The sequence below is a fragment of the Streptomyces sp. NPDC001914 genome (assembly GCF_042891215.1).
Taxonomy (GTDB): domain Bacteria; phylum Actinomycetota; class Actinomycetes; order Streptomycetales; family Streptomycetaceae; genus Streptomyces.
In genome coordinates, this window is sequence record NZ_JBIASW010000003.1 from 1 (window position 1) to 19,744 (window position 19,744).

A 19,744-nucleotide genomic window follows, 5' to 3' on the forward strand; every position below is an offset into this window, starting at 1 on the left:
TACATTCCGAACCCGGAAGCTAAGCCTCACAGCGCCGATGGTACTGCAGGGGGGACCCTGTGGGAGAGTAGGACGCCGCCGAACAAATTTTAGAGCTCCGGCTCTCGGGATTTCTCCCGAGAGCCGGAGCTTTTTTGTTTTCCGGCAGAAATTCCGGACGACGTCCTCGCTCCTGCCTCCCCCTCTGCGCTGCGGTGCCATGGCTGCGGGTAAGGTCAGGGGGCATCGTTGGCTCGTTTCCCACAGGAGGCCCCCGGGTGGAGGTCCAGGAGACCCGCGTTCAGACGAACCGGGTCCTCACCATCCCGAACATCCTCAGCATGGCGCGCCTCGCCGGCGTACCCCTCTTCCTGTGGTTGATCCTCAGGCCGGAGTTCGGTGGTCCCAACAGCGACGGCTGGGCGCTGCTCGTCCTCATGCTGAGCGGTATCAGCGACTACCTGGACGGCAAGCTCGCCCGGCGCTGGAACCAGATCAGCAGCCTCGGCCGGCTGCTGGATCCCGCGGCCGACCGTCTCTACATTCTGTCGACGCTCGTCGGACTCACCTGGCGCGAGATTCTTCCGATCTGGCTCACGGCCGCTCTTCTCGCACGCGAGTTGGTTCTGCTGGTGATGGTGTGGATCCTCCGGCGTCACGGCTATCCGCCTCCGCAGGTGAACTTCCTCGGGAAGGCGGCCACCTTCAACCTGATGTACGCCTTCCCGTTGCTGCTGCTCAGTGACATGAGCGGCTGGATCGGGACACTCGGATCTATTTTCGGATGGGCGTTCGCCGGATGGGGTACAACCCTCTACTGGTGGGCAGGAGTCCTCTACGTGGTGCAGGTCCGCCGGTTGATCCGAGCGGACACCATGACCGATTGAGCTCGGCCCGATGGGGCGACAGCAGTGCCCGATGGCCCCCGCTCGAAATCTGCGGGACAATCAGGACGGGTGAAGTCGGCTGTACCGTCGTCTCTTCAAGGAGGACGCTTCCGACATGAAGGCCGTCGTGATGGCCGGAGGCGAAGGCACACGCCTTCGCCCGATGACCTCGAGCATGCCCAAACCGCTCCTGCCCGTGGCGAACCGCCCGATCATGGAGCATGTGCTGAGGCTGCTCAAAAGGCATGGGCTCAACGAAACCGTCGTCACTGTCCAGTTCCTGGCCTCGATGGTCAAGAACTACTTCGGTGACGGCGAAGAGCTCGGCATGGAGCTCTCCTATGCCAATGAGGAGAAGCCACTCGGTACTGCCGGCAGCGTCAAGAACGCCGAGGAGGCGTTGAAGGACGACGCTTTCCTCGTCATCTCCGGTGATGCCCTTACCGACTTCGATCTCACCGAACTCATCAACTTCCACAAGGAAAAGGGCGCGCTCGTCACCGTCTGTCTGACGCGCGTTCCCAATCCGCTGGAATTCGGCATCACCATCGTGGACGAGGAAGGCAAGGTCGAACGCTTCCTGGAGAAGCCGACCTGGGGCCAGGTCTTCTCGGACACGGTGAACACGGGCATCTATGTCATGGAGCCCGAGGTCTTCGACTACGTCGAGGCGGATGTCTCCGTCGACTGGTCGGGCGACGTCTTCCCCCAGCTGATGAAGGAAGGCAAGCCCGTCTACGGCTACATCGCCGAGGGCTACTGGGAGGACGTCGGCACCCACGAGAGCTATGTGAAGGCCCAGGCCGACGTCCTCGAGGGCAAGGTCGACGTCGAACTCGACGGTTTCGAGCTCTCCCCGGGCGTGTGGGTGGCCGAGGGTGCGGAGGTGCACCCCGACGCCGTGCTGCGCGGGCCGCTCTACATCGGTGACTACGCCAAGGTCGAGGCGAACGCCGAGATCCGCGAACACACCGTCGTCGGCTCCAACGTCGTCGTCAAGAGCGGGGCCTTCCTGCACCGGGCCGTCGTGCACGACAACGTCTACGTCGGGCAGCACAGCAATCTGCGCGGCTGCGTGGTCGGAAAGAACACCGACATCATGCGGGCTGCCCGCATCGAGGACGGCGCCGTGATCGGCGACGAGTGCCTGGTCGGTGAAGAATCGATCATTCAGGGCAACGTCAGGGTCTATCCGTTCAAGACCATCGAGGCCGGCGCCTTCGTCAACACCTCGGTGATCTGGGAGTCGCGCGGCCAGGCCCAGCTCTTCGGCGCTCGTGGCGTCTCCGGGATCCTGAACGTCGAGATCACCCCGGAGCTGGCCGTACGTCTGGCGGGTGCCTACGCGACGACCCTCAAGAAGGGCTCCACCGTCACCACGGCCCGTGACCACTCCCGCGGCGCTCGTGCGCTGAAGCGGGCGGTGATCTCGGCGCTGCAGGCCAGCGCCATCGACGTACGCGACCTGGAGAACGTACCGCTGCCCGTGGCGCGGCAGCAGACGGCCCGGGGGAGTGCCGGCGGGATCATGATCCGGACGACGCCCGGTGTGCCCGACTCCGTCGACATCATGTTCTTCGACGGGCAGGGGGCCGACCTGTCGCAGGGCGGTCAGCGGAAACTGGACCGGGTGTTCGCGCGGCAGGAGTACCGGCGTGCGTTCCCCGGTGAGATCGGGGACCTGCACTTCCCCGCGAGCGTTTTCGACTCGTACACGGGATCGCTGCTGCGGAACGTCGACACCACCGGGATCGCGGACTCCGGTCTGAAGGTGGTCGTCGACGCGTCCAACGGCAGTGCCGGTCTTGTGCTGCCCAGCCTCCTCGGCAAGCTCGGTGTGGACTCCCTGACGATCAATCCCGGCCTCGACGAGTCCAGGCCGACCGAGACGGCCGAGACGCGGCGGGCCGGCCTGGTGCGGCTCGGTGAGATCGTCGCGTCCGCGCGGGCCGCGTTCGGGGTGCGCTTCGACCCGGTCGGGGAGCGGCTGTCGCTCGTCGACGAGAAGGGGCGGATCGTCGAGGACGACCGGGCCCTGCTCGTGATGCTCGACCTGGTGGCCGCGGAGCGGCGCAGCGGGCGGGTGGCGCTGCCGGTGACGACCACGCGGATCGCCGAACAGGTGGCGGCGTACCACGGCACGCAGGTGGAGTGGACGACCACGTCGCCGGACGACCTGACCCGGGTCGGCCGCGAGGAGTCGACGATTTTCGGCGGCGACGCGCGCGGCGGCTTCATCATTCCCGAGTTCAGCGGCGTCTTCGACGGCGCGGCGGCGTTCGTACGGCTGATCGGCCTGGTGGCGCGGACGCAGCTCACGCTCAGCCAGATCGACGCCCGGATTCCGCGGGCGCACGTCCTCAAGCGGGATCTCGCGACTCCGTGGGCCGTGAAGGGTCTGGTCATGCGCCGGGTCGTGGAGGAGGCGGGAGACCGCTTCGTGGACACGACGGACGGTGTCCGTGTCGTGGAGACGGACGGGCGCTGGGTGATGGTGCTGCCGGACCCCGCAGAGGCCGTCACCCATCTGTGGGCGGAGGGGCCGGACGACGCCTCCGCGGAGGCGCTGCTGGACGAGTGGGCGGCCGTGGTGGACAGCGCCGGCCGCTGAAACCTTCTTCACCCGTACGTGTCGGACAAGTGCCCCCAAGGGGGCCTGTCCGGCACGTCGGTGGGGCCATTCGGAGGTAGCACCCGCGACGTGCGACGATGTGCGGCATGCCGCAGCAGCCCCCCGTTCGGAGCAGCGCTCCGCGCCCCTCGCGCCCGGACGCCTCCATGTCGCTGCTCACCAACGTCATGGACCACAGCCTCGACGAGGGATACGCCGAAGCGGCTGCCCGCAAGCAGGCCGAGGGCGCCGGTGGCCTGCCCAAGACGCTCCGGGCCAAGGTGGGTCTCGCCGCGGGTCTGGTGCTGGCGGCGCTCGTGGTGACCGTGGGAGCGGCGAACGCCCGGATCGCGGCTCCTGTCGTCGCCAAGGAGCGCCAGGAGCTCATCGACCGCATCGAGCGCGAGACGGCGGCCGCGGACAAGCTGGAGAGCGGCGTCGACACCCTGCGTGCCGATGTGAGCGCCCGCCAGCGTGCGGCGCTGAAGGCGGACGGCGGTGACCAGGCCGACCTGGTGAGCGTCCTGTCCGGTGCCACCGATGTGCACGGGCCCGGTGTGAAGCTCATCGTCGACGACGCCAAGGAAGCCAGCACGGGCGGTGACGGCACCAATCCGCGGGAGACCTCGGGATTCTCCGACACCGGGCGGGTGCGGGACCGCGACATGCAGCGTGTGGTCAACGGCCTGTGGGAGTCGGGCGCGGAGGCCATCTCCGTCAACGGGCAGCGGCTGACCGCCCTGTCGGCCATCAGGGCCGCGGGTGACGCGATACTGGTCGACAACAAGCCGCTGGTGCCGCCGTACACGGTGCTCGCGGTGGGGGACGGCCAGAGGCTCAGCACCAGGTTCCAGAACAGTGCCGACGGGCTGTATCTGCATGCCCTGCAGGAGAACTACGGCATCAGGACCGGTATCTCCGTCGAGGCGGACGTCCGGTTGTCCGCCGCACCGAGTGTGATCGTACGTACAGCAGAGCCGAGAACAGAGAAGGGCACACCGTGATCGCCGTACTGGGCCTCGTCGTGGGAGTCGTGGCTGGACTGTTGGTCCGGCCCGAGGTTCCGGCGGTCGTCGAGCCTTACCTTCCGATCGCCGTCGTGGCGGCGCTCGACGCCGTGTTCGGCGGTCTGCGCGCGATGCTGGACGGCATCTTCGACGACAAGGTCTTCGTGGTCTCGTTCCTGTCGAACGTGGTCGTCGCCGCGCTGATCGTCTTCCTGGGCGACAAGCTGGGCGTGGGCGCGCAGCTGTCCACGGGTGTCGTGGTCGTCCTCGGCATCCGGATCTTCTCCAACGCCGCGGCCATCCGCCGGCACGTGTTCCGGGCGTGAGGCCGATGAGCGACGAGAACGAAGCCTCGACCCCCGAGAACCCGCTGCGCAGAGAGCTGCCGGAGGAGGTCCCCCCGGCCGCGGAGGAGCCCGCGCCGCAGGCGGCCGAGGAGAGTGGCGTGCCGACGCTGTCCGGCCGTCAGAGGCTGGTGAAGGGGCTGTGGCCGCCGCGGGTGTCGCGTGCCCAACTCATCGTCGCCGTGCTGCTGTTCGGCCTGGGATTCGGTCTGGCCGTCCAGGTGGCGTCCAACAGCGACGGTGACAGCGCGCTGCGCGGCGCGCGCCAGGAAGATCTCGTGCGCATTCTCGATGAACTCGACAGCCGCACTCAGCGTCTTGAGGACGAGAAGCAGGGTCTCGAGGATCAGCGGACCGAGCTGGAGAACAGCTCGGACCAGGCCGAGGAGGCCCGCAAGCAGACGGTCGAGAAGGAGAGGCAACTCGGCATTCTGGCGGGCACCGTGGCCGCTCAGGGGCCCGGCATCACGTTGACCATCGACGACACGAAGGGGACGGTCAAGGCGGACATGCTGCTCGACGCCGTCCAGGAGCTGCGCGCCGCCGGTGCGGAGGCGATCCAGGTGAACGGCGTGCGTGTGGTCGCCGGTACCTATCTGTCCGATTCCGGCAGCGGAGTGAAGGTCGACGGGAACAAGATCACCCAGCCCTATCGTTTCAAGGTCATCGGCAAGCCGCAGGACCTGGAACCGGCGCTGAACATCCCGGGAGGCGTGGTGCAGACACTGGAGAAGGAGCAGGCCACCGTCACGGTGGAGCGCTCCACGAAGATCGTCGTAGATGCCTTGCGAGCGGCGGAGCGGCCTGACTACGCTCGGTCGTCCTCCCGGTGAACGGCGGTCGGATGCGGGCCGTCGGGCGAGGGCAGGAGGTTGCGGGGGGTCGGCGCACCGAATGGGTGGTGCGTGGTGGAAACTGTCTGGTGGATACGGACGTTGTGAGGATGTCCGGGTCGACCGGTGTGTTCAATCAGGGTTCGTCCTGCCCCACGGGCGGGTCTGTTTCGGTCAAGGGGAATCGCCCGTGAAGTTGTTTGCGAAGTTGTTCGGCAAGAGCTCGCGAGAGGACAGCGGCGACAGCGCGGCTGCCCGCCATCGCGCACCGCGTCAAGGTGACGCGGAGTCCCAGAGCGGCGACCGCCCGCTGTTCCGGGACCAGGTCGGCGGTCCCGGTGGTCCGGGCGCGTCGTCTGTTGACCCTGGCCAGCCCGGCCGCATAGGTTTCGGAGATCCGTATGCGTCCCATGCCCCTGGTGGGCAGCCGCGGCAGGAGGATCCGTCCATGTCGGCCCAGGTGTGTACGAGGTGCGGGAACCGCAACGCGGAGAACAGCCGGTTCTGTTCCAACTGCGGCGCGCCGCTGCGGGGCGGACCGGAGCGTCCGTCGGAGACGACGTCCACGATCTCCATCTCCGGCATCGAGGCCTACGACGCCGAGGTGACGGGCCAGACGCCCTCGCCGATGCTCTCTCCGGAGGCGCAGGCGGCCGTGGACGCGCTGCCGGTCGGTTCGGCGCTCCTGGTGGTGCGCCGTGGCCCGAACTCGGGCAGCCGCTTCCTGCTGGACGGTGAGCTGACCACGGCGGGACGTCATCCGCAGAGCGACATCTTCCTCGACGACGTGACGGTGTCGCGCCGGCACGTGGAGTTCCGTCGTGTCGCGGACGGTTCGTTCACGGTCGCCGACGTCGGCAGCCTGAACGGCACGTACGTCAACCGGGAGCGGATCGACCAGGTGCCTCTGTCGAACGGTGACGAGGTGCAGATCGGCAAGTACCGGCTGGTGTTCTACGCGAGCCAGCGGGGCATCTGACCCTCCCCCGACTCCGTCCGGGGGGCCATCGAGGGAATGTCCATGCTTCAAACACCGAGCGGCGGTGCCGGCAGCGGTACCGCCGCCGCGGACAGTGGGCTGATGAGCATCGGTGCGGTGCTGAGCCTGCTGCGCGACGAGTTCCCCGAAGTCACCATCTCCAAGATCAGATTCCTGGAGTCCGAGGGGCTCGTCGAGCCGCGGCGGACCCCGTCGGGGTATCGCAAGTTCAGCCCGGACGATGTCGATCGCCTGGGCCATGTGCTGAGGATGCAGCGTGACCACTACCTTCCGCTGAAGGTGATCCGTGAGCATCTGGACGCGATGGCGCGCGGTGAGCAGGTGCGCCTGCCCTCCGTGGGCCGTCAGCGCGACGCGGGGGAGCAGGAACCCCTCGCGGAGCTGTACGGCGAGCCCGAGGGGCCCACGGTGGCCAGGGTGGGCCGTGAGGAGCTGCTGGCCGCCGCCGAGATCGGTGAGCAGCAGCTCCAGGAGTGGGAGTCGTACGGCCTGATCGGACCGCTGCCCGACGGTGTCTACGACGCGGAGGCGGTGACCGTCGCCGCCCTCGTGGTCGAGCTGGGACGCTTCGGGATCGAGCCGCGCCATCTGAGGGCGATGAAGGCCGCGGCGGAGCGTGACGCGGGGCTGGTGGACCAGGTGGTCGCCCCCCTGCGACGCCATCGCAATCCGCAGACCCGGGCGCACGCGGAGGCCCGTACGAAGGAACTCGCGGGCCTCACGGTGAAGCTGCACGCGGCGCTCGTGCAGACCGCGCTGGGCGTGCGTCTGCGCTGATCCGCGCACCGGCGCGGGGTGTGGATCGTCCACCCGTTCTGTGCCCGACTACCCAAACGTCCCGGGCACGGCCTAGGGTTGCTGTGTGAACGAGCTCGATGTCGTAGGTGTCCGGGTCGAAATGCCCTCCAACCAACCGATCGTGCTTCTGCGTGAAGTGGGAGGCGACCGCTACCTCCCCATCTGGATCGGACCGGGGGAGGCGACGGCGATCGCCTTCGCTCAGCAGGGCATGGCCCCCGCCCGACCGCTGACCCACGACCTGTTCAAGGACGTGCTGGAGGCCGTCGGCCAGGAACTCACCGAAGTGCGCATCACCGACCTGCGTGAGGGCGTCTTCTACGCCGAGCTCGTCTTCGCCAGCGGGGTCGAGGTGAGTGCCAGACCGTCCGACGCCATAGCGCTCGCGCTGCGCACCGGGACGCCCATCTACGGCAGCGACGGGGTGCTGGACGATGCCGGGATCGCGATCCCGGACGAGCAGGAGGACGAGGTGGAGAAGTTCCGCGAGTTCCTCGACCAGATCTCGCCCGAGGACTTCGGCACCAACAGCCAGTGAGCCGGCCGGACGGCGTTTCCGGGCGGCATTTGCCCGCGGCGAGTGTGGTGTGCCGCGGGTCGCGCCGAGAGCATTCGGCTAGCCTTTCCCCGCGGTAGGGCACGGGAAACCACTCTTAGGGTGATTATCACTCGGCGTGCCGAGTGTGGCGATCGTTGACGCGCCCCGGGTGACTGCCTACCGTCGAGAAGGCAGGTCAAGGACGGAGGTCGGCGTGAGAAGCAGCGGCGACGGTACGGCTGGGGGTGCTCCCGGACACGGTCCGGGAGAGAGCGGCCCGTACCCTCCCCCAAGCTCTCGGCTCGGCTCGAGCAGGGGGCGCCCCCATCACGGCAGCGCGGCCGAGCATGTCCCGCTGAGGTCGGCAGCAGTGCCCGACGAGGCGGCGACGGCTCCCGCGGAGGTCGGTTACCGAGGGCCCACGGCGTGTGCCGCCGCGGGCATCACCTACCGGCAGCTCGACTACTGGGCGCGGACCGGACTGGTCGAGCCCAGCGTGCGTCCCGCCTACGGGTCGGGCACGCAGCGCCTCTACAGCTTCCGGGACGTGGTGGTCCTCAAGATCGTCAAGCGGTTCCTCGACACCGGGGTGTCGCTGCAGAACATCCGCACCACGGTCCAGCACCTCAGGGAGCGCGGCTTCCAGGACCTGGAGCGCATGACGCTCATGAGCGACGGCGCGACGGTCTACGAGTGCACCTCCCCGGACGAGGTCCACGCGCTGCTCCAGGGCGGCCAGGGCGTCTTCGGCATCGCCGTGGGCGTGGTGTGGCGGGACGTCGAGGGCGCCCTGTCCCAGTTGCACGGAGAGCGCGTGGACACCGGTGAGACGCTCCTCGCGCACAATCCCGCGGACGAACTGGCGCGCCGGCGCAACCGAGCTGTGTGAGCCGCCTCCGATGACGCGATGCCCCGGTGCTCCGGGGCATTGTCAGTGGCGTAGGGCAGCATCGGAGATGTGAGAACCGCGCCCACGATCCTGCATCTCGACATGGATGCCTTCTTCGCCTCCGCGGAGCAGGCGTCCAAGCCGAGCCTGCGGGGCAAGGCCGTCGTCGTGGGCGGTCTCGGACCCCGCGGAGTGGTCGCCACCGCTTCGTACGAGGCACGCGTCTTCGGGGTGAACTCCGCGATGCCCATGGCCCAGGCCCGCAGGCGCGCCCCGAACGCCGCCTACCTCGTGCCGCGCTTCGGGTTGTACCGCGAGGTCAGCGAGCAGGTGATGGCGCTGCTGCGGGCCCTGTCGCCGCTGGTGGAGCCGCTGAGCCTGGACGAGGCGTTCGTGGACCTGGAGGCGGGCGGGACGGCGTGGGACGAGGCGTCGGCCCGGCTGGCCGGCGTCAAGCTGCGCGCGGACATCCGGGCCGTGACGGGGCTCACAGGATCGGTGGGTCTGGCCGCCTCCAAGATGCTCGCGAAGATCGCCTCGGAGCAGGCCAAGCCCGACGGTCTGGTCCTGATAGAGCCGGGCACCGAGCGTGCGCTGCTGGGGCCCATGTCGGTGCGGACGCTGCCGGGCGTGGGACCGGCCACCGGGGATCATCTGCGCCGGGCGGGCATCACCACCGTCGAGGAGCTCGCCGAGGCGGGTGAGGACGAGCTCGTACGGCTGCTGGGGAAGGCGCACGGGCACGCGCTGTTCGCGATGGCGCTGGCCCACGACGAGCGGCCGGTGGTGGCCGAGCGGGAGACCAAGTCGGTGTCGGTCGAGGACACGTACGACGTGGACATCCACGACCGGGTCCGGGTGGAGCTGGAGGTGCAGCGGCTCGCCGACCGGTGCGTGCGGCGGCTGCGCGGGGCCGGGTTGTCGGGGCGGACCATCGTGCTGAAGGTCCGCCGGTACGACTTCTCGACGCTGACCCGGTCCGAGACGCTGCGGGGGCCCACGGACGACCCCGGCGTCGTCCGGGAGGCCGCCGCCCGGCTGCTGGAGGGCGTGGACACGACCGGGGGCGTCCGTCTGCTGGGGGTCGGTGTCTCCGGGCTCGCCGACTACACGCAGGAGGACCTGTTCGCGCAGGCGCAGGCAGCGGCCGTGGGGGAGACGGCGGCCGAGGAACACGCCGCGGAGGAACCCGCCGAGCCGGCCGCCGCGGCCGAAACGGCCGCACCGGCCGAGCGGCGGTGGCCCTCCGGGCACGACGTGACCCATGCCGAGTACGGGCACGGCTGGGTTCAGGGCAGCGGGCTGGGGCGGGTCACGGTGCGGTTCGAGACGCCGTACTCCGGGCCCGGCCGGGTGCGGACCTTCCGGACGGACGATCCGCGGCTCGAACCGGCCGACCCGCTGCCCCTGGTGGAGCGAAGACCCGAGGACCCCGGCGGACTTCCGGCGGGCCCCGGGTCCCCGGGGCCGGACGCGGGAGCGTGGGACCGCGGGTCCGAGGGGCGGGAGCGGGACGGGGCCGGGGGTCAGGCGTCCTCCGAGCCTGCCAGACGGCCGAAGTCGCGGTCCGGCGGCGGAGGGGACGCCACGTCGAGGCCGTAGTGGTGGTAGAGCTGGAGTTCCTGCTCGGGGGAGAGGTGGCGCCCCACGCCGAAGTCGGGGGCGTCCTTGATCAGGGCCCGGTCGAAGGGGATGCGCAGGGTCCCCTCGATGATCTCGCTGGGCTCCAGGGGCACGAAGGCGTCCCTGCTGAACAGCCCGGTGCGTATGGCCGCCCACTCCGGGACGCCGGTCGCGTCGTCGAGGTAGACCTCGTCGATCGTGCCGATCTTGGTGCCGTTGCTGTCGAACGCCTTGCGGCCGATCAGGTTGCGCGGATCGATGTCGGTCTGCACGGTCCCTCCAGTGGTCGCAAACTCATCCGTAAGTACTACAAAAGAGCACATCTGTGAAGGTGGCCACTCGAAGGCTCCGGCCCAGTCCCCGCTGGTAGGCTGGCAAGCGGCTGCTGATCCCGTGCGGGAGAGTCCTCCGGAATTTCACCGGAGGCGCCGAAGGAGCAAATCCTCCCCGGAATCTCTCAGGCTCACGTACCGCACGGACGAGGTCACTCTGGAAAGCAGGGCGGGTGCCGATGGCCTCCGCTCTCACCGACGGTGAAAGCCGGATCGTCCACGGGACCATCCGGTGAAACTCTCAGGTTGAGATGACAGAGGGGGAGGCCGTCGGGGTACCCGTGCCGGGGTGCCCCTCGAAGGTCGCGTCAGACCAGGAGGCCTCCGCCATGACCGCCCCTCGCATTCCGCTCTCCGAGCTCGAACAGGGAATCCCCTTCGAGCAGCGCCACATCGGACCCGACCTCGAAGCACGGGCCAAGATGCTCGCGCAGGTCGGATACGGCTCGCTCGACGAGCTGACGGCCGCCGCGGTGCCGGACGTGATCAAGAACGTCGAGGCCCTGAACCTGCCGGCCGCGCGCACCGAGGCCGAGGTACTGGCCGAGCTCCGCTCCCTCGCGGACCGCAACCAGGTGCTCGGTTCGATGATCGGCCTCGGTTACTACGGTACGTTCACGCCGCCGGTGATCCTGCGCAACGTCATGGAGAACCCGGCCTGGTACACCGCGTACACGCCGTACCAGCCGGAGATCTCGCAGGGCCGTCTCGAGGCGCTGCTGAACTTCCAGACCGTCGTCGCCGAGCTGTCCGGTCTCCCGACCTCCGGCGCCTCCCTCCTGGACGAGGGCACCGCCGCCGCCGAGGCGATGGCGCTGTCCCGCCGCATGGGCAAGAACAAGAAGGGCCTCTTCCTGGTCGACGCGGACGCGCTGCCGCAGACCATCGCCGTCATAGAGACCCGCGCGGAACCGACCGGTGTCGAGATCGTCGTCGCCGACCTCGCCGACGGCATCCCGGCCGACCTCGCCGGGCGCGAGATCAACGGCGTGCTGATCCAGTACCCGGGCGCCTCCGGTGCCGTACGCGACATCAAGCCGGTCATCGAGCAGGCGCACGAGCTGGGCGCGGTCGTCACCGTCGCCGCCGATCTGCTCGCCCTGACCCTGCTGACCTCGCCCGGCGAGCTCGGCGCCGACATCGCGGTCGGTACGACGCAGCGCTTCGGTGTGCCGATGGGCTTCGGCGGTCCGCACGCCGGCTACATGGCGGTCCGCGAGAAGTTCGCGCGCAGCCTTCCCGGCCGACTGGTCGGCGTCTCCGTGGACGCCGACGGGCACAAGGCGTACCGCCTCGCCCTGCAGACGCGTGAGCAGCACATCCGCCGCGAGAAGGCGACCAGCAACATCTGCACCGCTCAGGTGCTCCTCGCCGTGATGGCCGGCATGTACGCCGTCTACCACGGCCCCGAGGGCCTGCGGACCATCGCACGGCGTACCCACCGCTACGCCACGGTCCTGGCCGCCGGACTCACCGCCGGCGGTGCCGAGGTCGTGCACGGCGCCTACTTCGACACGCTCACCGTGCGGGTCCCGGGCCGCGCCGCCGCCGTGGTGGCCGCCGCCCGCGACAACGGCGTGAACCTCCACCCCGTCGACGCCGACCACGTGTCGATCTCGTGCGACGAGACGACCACGCGCGCGCAGCTGGCCGCCGTGTGGACCGCGTTCGGCGTCGAGGGCGACGTCGCGGCGCTGGACGTGAGCACCGAGGACACCCTGCCGGAGGCGCTGCTGCGCACCGACGCGTACCTCACGCACCCCGTGTTCCACGACCACCGCTCCGAGACCGCGATGCTGCGCTACCTGCGCAAGCTCTCCGACCGCGACTACGCGCTCGACCGCGGCATGATCCCGCTGGGCTCCTGCACCATGAAGCTCAACGCGACCACCGAGATGGAGTCGGTCACCTGGCCCGAGTTCGGGCAGATCCACCCCTTCGTGCCCGCCGAGCAGGCCCAGGGCTACCTGACGCTGATCCACGAGCTGGAGGACCAGCTCGCCGAGGTCACCGGCTACGACAAGGTCTCGCTCCAGCCCAACGCCGGTTCGCAGGGCGAGCTGGCCGGTCTGCTGGCCGTCCGCGGCTACCACCGCGCCAACGGTGACGACCAGCGCACCGTCTGCCTCATCCCGTCCTCCGCGCACGGCACCAACGCCGCCAGCGCCGTGATGGCCGGCATGAAGGTCGTCGTCGTGAAGACTGCGGACGACGGCGAGATCGACGTCGCGGACCTGCGCGCCAAGATCGAGCAGTACCGCGACGAGCTGTCGGTGCTGATGATCACGTACCCCTCGACGCACGGTGTGTTCGAGGAGCACGTCGCCGACATCTGCGCCCAGGTGCACGAGGCCGGCGGCCAGGTCTACGTCGACGGCGCCAACCTGAACGCCCTGGTCGGCCTCGCCAAGCCGGGTCACTTCGGCGGCGACGTCTCGCACCTGAACCTGCACAAGACCTTCTGCATCCCGCACGGCGGCGGCGGTCCCGGCGTCGGCCCGGTCGGTGTGCGCGCGCACCTGGCGCCGTACCTGCCGAACCACCCGCTCCAGCCCGAGGCGGGTCCCGAGACCGGTGTCGGCCCGATCTCGGCCGCTCCCTGGGGTTCCGCGGGCATCCTGCCCATCTCCTGGTCGTACGTCCGGCTGATGGGCGGCGAGGGCCTCAAGCGCGCCACGCAGGTGGCCGTGCTCTCCGCCAACTACATCGCCAAGCGCCTGGAGCCGCACTACCCCGTGCTGTACACCGGCCCCGGCGGTCTGGTCGCGCACGAGTGCATCATCGACCTGCGCCCGCTCACCAAGGCGACGGGCGTCAGCGTCGACGACATCGCCAAGCGTCTGATCGACTACGGCTTCCACGCGCCGACGATGTCGTTCCCGGTGGCCGGCACGCTGATGATCGAGCCGACCGAGTCCGAGGACCTGGGCGAGGTCGACCGGTTCTGCGACGCGATGATCGCGATCCGCGCGGAGATCGAGAAGGTGGGCAGCGGCGAGTGGTCCGTGGACGACAACCCGCTGCGCGGGGCGCCGCACACGGCCGCCGCGCTCGGCGGCGACTGGGAGCACCCGTACAGCCGCGAGGTGGCCGTCTTCCCGGCCGGTGTCTCGGCCGCCGACAAGTACTGGCCGCCGGTGCGTCGCATCGACCAGGCGTACGGCGACCGGAACCTCGTCTGTTCCTGCCCGCCGCTGGACGCCTACGAGGACTGATCAGCGCTCGGCACGCGGACGCCTACGAGGAGTGATCCTCCTCGGACATGCGTCGGGGCCGGTTCGGAGAGTACGTCTCCGGGCCGGCCCCTCGTGTGTCCGGGCGGCCTGTCATGGCCGCCCGGCGTCGTGCGGCTCAGGCGGCCGTCATCACCGGCGCGCCGCCCAGCGGGCGGTGCGGGGCGATGATCTGGCCGTCCGGCAGGAGCTCACCGGTGTCCTCGAAGAGCAGAACGCCGTTGCACAGCAGGCTCCATCCCTGCTCCGGGTGATGCGCCACGAGGCGGGCGGACTCCCGGTCGGCTGACTCGGCTGAGGGACACAGTGGCTGGTGCTGGCACATGGATGGGATCTTTCGCTGGGTCGAGATGTGAGTGATGGCTGTGGTGTCGGTCTTGCGGCCCGAGGTACTCATCGCCGCCCCCCGTTTGGTGTGTGGTCTGGAACCCAGTGTTGCCCCACGGGCGCCAATCCGCAGGGATTTGAGGGCACCGCTTCTCACAGGTTGATGACGCATCACCCGTGCGGAGGGTTCACCCCAACTGCGCTGTCCTTTCGGGTGGTTCACGGTAGCCGGATCGGGCTAGTCCGGTTGGGCGTGGAGCGCGTTTTCCCTCGTACGAGCGGTCTTCAGCGCTAACGAGCGAGCAGCCTTCCGGGTTTGTGGCAGCGCCGTGCCCCGCGGCATGTTTACCCGTGTGGGGCACGGCCGCGGGGCACGGAGAGCAAGGGCCGGAGGTTCAGGCCGGCGAACCGAGGAGCGGTGCAGGGGTGACCCGGTGGGTGAGGACCGGCAGCAGTTCGGTGACGAGATAGGGCCGGTGCGCGGCGATGCCGGGCGGGGCGGGTGCGAGCGGGACCAGGAGGTCGGTGGCGGCCGGATGGCCGGAGGCGCCGTCCGCGGCGCAGTCGCCGTGCAGCCAGAGCGTCAGCATGTACAGCTCCGGCACGGACAGCAGTCGTGCTTGGTAGGGCTGTTGCATGGTCTCGGCCTGCCGCAGGGCGTGCTCGGTCGCGGTGATGTACGGGCCCTCGAAGAACCGTGAGAAGGCCCAGCCGTCCGGGGTCAGCATCGTGTCGGCGGCGGCCACCGCGCGGTCGCCGGAGCGGATCAGGAAGCGCCACCCCGCGAGCCGGGTGGCGGAGGCGCCCGCGGGCGTGATGCGATCCAGGACGTGGACGGGCAGCGGGAGTTCGGGGGTGACGGGTCCCTGGGCCAGGCGCAGGGACGGGGTACGGGCTTCGCGGACAGCGGTGGGGGAACCGAGTGCCGTGAGTACGGTGCGCAGGGCGGGCGCGGGAGCCGGGGGTACGTGCAGCGGCATGGTGGGTCGCCTCTCATTCGACAGGCACAGTGGCGCGAGGGCGGGGGCGGACGGCGCTGTCAGCTCTCGGGTCAGAGGGGCGAGGGGTCTGGATCTGCCGACAGGGTGTCGCCTGCCGTCGTCACCGTGACGACAGGACCTAGGACCGCGAGCGCCAACTCTCTGCCTCGGTAGCGGAGTTTATACGACGCGTGTTCAGGCGGTGTTTCGTCTAGTCGTCCCGAATTCGAGGAGCAAGGCGATATCCGGTCGGCGAAATGCGGTATTCATCCCGGTTCTGCGCGATCGAATCGCGGTGACCTCGTAATGCTTCGCCCGAGCGGTCGGCCGATTCTCGTCGGCGTTTTTCACGAGATCGTTCCGGCCGGTAAACTTGCTGAATGCTCCATGCCCCGTGAATGTGCCCGGGGCCGATGTCCAGACTAGCGGTCGAAGAGCGCGCGCGGGACGTTATGGATCGTGTTGCCTGGGCATCATCCACCGTGACCCGGGACGCCAGGGCCGGAACTCGGCCTGCCCATCCGAGGAGGGACACTTCGATGGGGGAGAAGGTCGTGGCAGGGACGTTCGGCCTGTCCGATCGGCAGCGCCACCGCGACAAGCTCCGACAGTGTCTGGCGGGGCTGGAGCGACTGCTGGAGGAGAAGCGGTTCGACCGCCCGAAGAATCTGATGGGCCTGGAGATCGAATTGAATCTCGCGGGGCCCGACGGCATGCCAAGAATGATGAACGGACAAGTGCTCGAAAGGATCGCGAGCCGCGACTTCCAAACAGAACTCGCCATGTTCAACCTGGAAGTCAACATAGCCCCACACCGATTGGGCGGACGGGTATTCGACCGGCTCGCCGAGGAGATCCGCACGTCGCTCGCCTATGCCCACAGGAAAGCCAGCGAGGTCGACGCCGGAATCGTCATGATCGGTATTCTGCCGACGCTCGGGCAGGACGATCTCGTCTCCTCCAACCTCTCGGAGGTCGACCGCTACACACTGCTCAACGATCAGATCGTGGCCGCGCGCGGAGAGGATTTCGCACTCGACATCGACGGGGTGGAGCGGCTGGTCTGCAGGTCGGCGTCCATCGCGCCCGAAGCCGCCTGCACGTCCGTGCAGTTGCACCTGCAGGTCACACCGGGCCGGTTCGCGGACGTGTGGAACGCCGCGCAGGTGGTCGCGGCCGCGCAGGTCGCGATCGGCGCCAACTCGCCCTTCCTGTTCGGGCGCGAGCTGTGGCGGGAGTCGAGGCCTCCGCTCTTCCAGCAGTCCACCGACACCCGGCCGCCCGAGCTGCAGGCGCAGGGCGTCCGGCCGCGCACCTGGTTCGGCGAACGGTGGGTCACCTCGGCGTACGACCTCTTCGAGGAGAACCTGAGGTTCTTCCCGCCGTTGCTGCCCATCTGCGACGAGGAGGACCCGCTCGGTGTCCTGGACGCCGGGGGCGTGCCCAAGCTGGCCGAACTGGTGCTGCACAACGGCACGGTGTACCGCTGGAACCGGCCTGTGTACGGCATCGCCGACGGCGTCCCGCATCTGCGGGTCGAGAACAGGGTGCTGCCCGCGGGGCCGACCGTCACCGACGTCATCGCCAACGCCGCCTTCTACTACGGCCTGGTGCGCGCGCTGGCCGAGGAGCAGCGTCCGGTGTGGAGCCGGCTGTCCTTCGAGGCGGCCGCGGCCAACTTCGACGCGGCCTGCCGGCACGGCATCGAGGCGCGCCTGGAGTGGCCGCGGCGTGGCCGCTACGGCGGGACCGCGCAGGTGGACGTGGTGAACCTGGTGCGCGACGAGCTGCTGCCGCTGGCCGCCGCGGGCCTGGACGCGTGGGGCATCGAGCCCGCCGACCGGGACCTCTACCTCGGCGTGATCGAGGACCGGTGCCGGCTGCGCGTCAACGGCGCGACCTGGCAGGCGGCCACCTTCCACCGGGCCCTGGAGAAGGGGCTCGGCCGGGAGGCCGCGCTGGCCGCGACGACGCGGCGCTACGGCGAGCTGATGCATCTCGGCGAGCCCGTGCACACCTGGCCGGTCGGCCTGCCGGAGCCGGTCCCGCTGGGGTGACGCCGGGCCCCGTGCGGGTGCGCCCGTCCCGGCACCGGACGGGCGCACCCGCACGGGACACGCCGCCGCCGGACGCGAGCGGAGCGGGCCCGCGCCCGGCGGCGTCCCGGCCCACGCGGGCCACACGGGCAGGCGGCGGACGACCGCCGAAGCGCCTCGGTTCAGCCTCGCCCGCGCGGTCGCGGTCGGCCGCGACCGTTCGCGGGGCCGCGCTCGGCCGGGGAGTGCTCGCGGGGCATGGACGGGCCGGGCTGCCCGCGAGGTGTGGCCGACCGGGACTGCCCGTGGATGGTGGCCAGCCGGGAGTGCCCGTAGGGCGTAGGCAGCCGGACTGTCCGCGGGGCACGCTCGGCCGGGACTACCCGCGTCACGGTCGCCCGGACCGGCCCGGGGCGTCGGCAGTCGGGGCTGTCCGTCTGGTGTGGTCAGTTCGGGGCGCTTGTGCCGGCTGCTGTGATCGCCTTGAGCATGGCCGCGTGGATCTGTGAGGGCTCGTTGACCCGTTGGCCGGAGCCGCCGGTCGCCCTGGCGATCTGGTCGACCTCCTGCCGGTCGCTCTCGGGGCCCACCGCGATCGCGATGAGCGGCACCGGGCGCTCCGGGTCGGCCAGCTTCTGCAGCTCGGTGATCAGTTCGGAACGGGAGATGCTGCCGGGGTCCCGGTTGACCCCGTCCGTGAGGACGACCAGCGCGTTGAACCGGCCCTTGGCGTAGGAGGCGACCGCCTCCTTGTACGCGGCGAGCGTGGTGTCGTACAGACCGGTCTCTCCGTGCGGGACCGGCTTCAGGGACTTGAAGGCGGCGGTCAGCTTCGCGCGCTGGCTTCCCTTCTTCTTGCCGTCCCCGAGGCGCTCGGTCGGCACGAGGACGCGGTAGTCCTTGTCGCCGTCGAGCTTCGTGGAGAACTTCCACAGCCCGATCTCGTCCTCGTCGGTGAAGGTGGCGAGGGCCTGGAGCAGGGACTCCTTGGTGACGTCCATGCGGGACCGGCCGTCGTCCGGCAGAGTCACGCCCATGGAGGAGGAGGCGTCGACGACCGTGGTGATCCGTGCGCTCTCCACGGTGATCGTCCACATGCCCAGGGCCTCCTGGACCGCGCCCTTCGATGCGGAGTCGGCCAGGATGCGCGCGTAGGGCTGCGGCGACCTTCCGCCGGCCTCGGCGACGAGCGTGGCCGCCGGGCTCTCCGCGTCGGTGCGGAACCCGAACACCCGCAGGAACTGCCGGGGCGCCGCCTCTCCCAGCAGGGTCATGAACCGCAGGGCCGCACGGCCCTCGTCGGTGCTCAGCCCCGGCTCGTCGACCAGCGTGTACGGGTAGTCGAGCAGCGGCGAGCCGTCCTTGGGATAGAAGAGGTCGAGGGCCTGGCCGCCGTCCCGCGCTCTGTTGTGCGCGAACGCGGCCTGCTCGGACAGGATCAGCGCCTGATTGCCGTCGGAGCCCTTGCGCCCGCTGCCCGACCCTTCCTGGGGCAGGGTGGCCAGCAGCTCGGTGGCGCTGTCGGACGTGTGCCGTGACAGCGTCTTGGCCAGGGCCGCCGCCCGGACGTCACCGTCCTTGACACCGGTCGCGGCCGCGCTGATCCGGGCCAGCGCGAGCAGTCCCGTCGAGCTGCGCGCGGGATCGGCCGTCCCCAGCCTGAGCTTCTTGGCCGCCGTCGTGTCCCCGGCCAGTTCGGTCCAGGTGTACGTCTTCGAGGGCCAGCCCAGTGCCTTGGCGGCCGACGGGATGGCGGCGACGCCGACGGGTGAGGAGGCGACGTTGCCCAGGCTGGTGACGGGCGTGGCGGCGCTGGTGTCGGCGACCCGCTGCACCCACGCGTCGGAGTCCGGCACCCACACCTGCACGTCGGACTTCTCGCCCGCCCCGAGCGAGGCCGCGACCTCGTACGACTCGCGCGCGGTCACGCCGACGTCGAGACATCGGCCGTCGGAGGTGACGTTCTTGTCGCGGGCGTCCTCGGCGACGGCCCTGAGCGCGGGCGCGATGTCCGGGGAGGCGGCCACCTGGATGTGCACGACGTCGTCCTCGCAGGAGCTCGCGAGGGAGAACAGGCCCGCGTGGACCGCGGCGGCGGTGCCTCCGACGACGGTGAGGACGAGTGCCGTCGCGAGAGCCGTGTTGCGGCGGCGCGCGCGGATCCGGGGGTCGGCGGAGCCCGCCCGTCGAGCATCGGGCAAGCTGTGACGTCCCATGACGGTGAGGTCCTCCCGGGTGAGCCTGAGCCGTGAGACAGCCGTGGAACAGGCGGAGGGGGACGTACGCCCCGTACGGTGCCCGCCCCCCGACGGCCTGTCGCGCACGAT

At 69.9% G+C, this 19,744-nt stretch carries 16 protein-coding genes, 1 rRNA gene and 1 riboswitch; of the genes, 13 read left to right on the forward strand and 4 right to left on the reverse strand.

What is annotated here, in order from left to right; genetic code table 11:
* The 11 genes from rrf to ACFYYF_RS09275 all read left to right on the forward strand — a co-directional run.
* Positions 1-84, forward strand: a 5S ribosomal RNA gene (rrf, locus tag ACFYYF_RS09225); the annotation flags it as partial.
* Between the two features lie 173 nt (positions 85-257).
* Positions 258-866 (forward strand): CDP-alcohol phosphatidyltransferase family protein, encoded by a 609-nt coding sequence (locus tag ACFYYF_RS09230; RefSeq protein WP_361694893.1) that lies wholly within the window; start codon positions 258-260, stop codon positions 864-866.
* Positions 867-981: 115 nt separating this feature from the next.
* Entirely contained in the window at positions 982-3,477 is a 2,496-nt protein-coding gene (locus ACFYYF_RS09235; protein WP_361694891.1) for a mannose-1-phosphate guanyltransferase, read from the forward strand.
* Between the two features lie 98 nt (positions 3,478-3,575).
* Complete coding sequence (locus ACFYYF_RS09240; protein WP_388773022.1) at positions 3,576-4,481, forward strand: DUF881 domain-containing protein; 906 nt, start codon at positions 3,576-3,578, stop codon at positions 4,479-4,481.
* Complete coding sequence (locus tag ACFYYF_RS09245; RefSeq protein WP_003988855.1) at positions 4,478-4,810, forward strand: small basic family protein; 333 nt, start codon at positions 4,478-4,480, stop codon at positions 4,808-4,810. The genes ACFYYF_RS09240 and ACFYYF_RS09245 overlap by 4 nt, the downstream gene beginning before the upstream one ends.
* Positions 4,811-4,815: 5 nt before the next feature.
* On the forward strand, positions 4,816-5,661 hold the full coding sequence (locus ACFYYF_RS09250; RefSeq protein ID WP_388773024.1) for a DUF881 domain-containing protein: 846 nt from the start codon (positions 4,816-4,818) through the stop codon (positions 5,659-5,661).
* 61 nt (positions 5,662-5,722) lie between these two features.
* Entirely contained in the window at positions 5,723-6,640 is a 918-nt protein-coding gene (locus ACFYYF_RS09255) for an FHA domain-containing protein (protein ID WP_361694885.1), read from the forward strand.
* A 42-nt stretch (positions 6,641-6,682) separates the two neighbouring features.
* On the forward strand, positions 6,683-7,438 hold the full coding sequence (locus ACFYYF_RS09260) for a MerR family transcriptional regulator (protein ID WP_388773027.1): 756 nt from the start codon (positions 6,683-6,685) through the stop codon (positions 7,436-7,438).
* 85 nt (positions 7,439-7,523) lie between these two features.
* Positions 7,524-7,997: a bifunctional nuclease family protein gene (locus tag ACFYYF_RS09265; RefSeq protein WP_006123076.1), complete on the forward strand. Its 474-nt coding sequence runs from the start codon at positions 7,524-7,526 to the stop codon at positions 7,995-7,997.
* 214 nt (positions 7,998-8,211) lie between these two features.
* Positions 8,212-8,886, forward strand: a complete 675-nt coding sequence (locus tag ACFYYF_RS09270; protein WP_361694881.1) for a MerR family transcriptional regulator — start codon at positions 8,212-8,214, stop codon at positions 8,884-8,886.
* Positions 8,887-8,955: 69 nt separating this feature from the next.
* A complete protein-coding gene (locus ACFYYF_RS09275) occupies positions 8,956-10,488 on the forward strand; it encodes a DNA polymerase IV (RefSeq protein WP_388773030.1) in 1,533 nt (510 codons plus the stop codon).
* On the opposite strand, the gene ACFYYF_RS09280 is transcribed toward ACFYYF_RS09275, so the two are convergent.
* Positions 10,413-10,781: a PRC-barrel domain-containing protein gene (locus ACFYYF_RS09280; RefSeq protein ID WP_355976818.1), complete on the reverse strand. Its 369-nt coding sequence runs from the start codon at positions 10,779-10,781 to the stop codon at positions 10,413-10,415. The genes ACFYYF_RS09275 and ACFYYF_RS09280 overlap by 76 nt on opposite strands.
* 114 nt (positions 10,782-10,895) lie before the next feature.
* A riboswitch (glycine riboswitch) is annotated at positions 10,896-10,992 on the forward strand.
* A 178-nt stretch (positions 10,993-11,170) separates the two neighbouring features.
* Between ACFYYF_RS09280 and gcvP the strand changes: the two genes are divergently transcribed.
* Positions 11,171-14,056: an aminomethyl-transferring glycine dehydrogenase gene (gene gcvP, locus ACFYYF_RS09285; RefSeq protein WP_388773034.1), complete on the forward strand. Its 2,886-nt coding sequence runs from the start codon at positions 11,171-11,173 to the stop codon at positions 14,054-14,056.
* A gap of 136 nt (positions 14,057-14,192) precedes the next feature.
* On the opposite strand, the gene ACFYYF_RS09290 is transcribed toward gcvP, so the two are convergent.
* Together ACFYYF_RS09290 and ACFYYF_RS09295 are read right to left on the reverse strand one after the other, a co-directional pair.
* Positions 14,193-14,399 (reverse strand): DUF5999 family protein, encoded by a 207-nt coding sequence (locus ACFYYF_RS09290; RefSeq protein WP_326789029.1) that lies wholly within the window; start codon positions 14,397-14,399, stop codon positions 14,193-14,195.
* 397 nt (positions 14,400-14,796) lie between these two features.
* Positions 14,797-15,381 (reverse strand): hypothetical protein, encoded by a 585-nt coding sequence (locus ACFYYF_RS09295; protein WP_365495089.1) that lies wholly within the window; start codon positions 15,379-15,381, stop codon positions 14,797-14,799.
* Between the two features lie 539 nt (positions 15,382-15,920).
* Between ACFYYF_RS09295 and ACFYYF_RS09300 the strand changes: the two genes are divergently transcribed.
* Positions 15,921-17,438: a glutamate--cysteine ligase gene (locus ACFYYF_RS09300; protein ID WP_388773039.1), complete on the forward strand. Its 1,518-nt coding sequence runs from the start codon at positions 15,921-15,923 to the stop codon at positions 17,436-17,438.
* 425 nt (positions 17,439-17,863) lie between these two features.
* Here ACFYYF_RS09300 and ACFYYF_RS09305 read toward each other — a convergent pair whose 3' ends face one another.
* Positions 17,864-19,633 carry a VWA domain-containing protein gene (locus ACFYYF_RS09305; protein WP_388773042.1) on the reverse strand — a complete coding sequence of 590 codons (1,770 nt, stop codon included), beginning with the start codon at positions 19,631-19,633 and terminating at the stop codon, positions 17,864-17,866.
* Positions 19,634-19,744 lie beyond the last annotated feature (111 nt).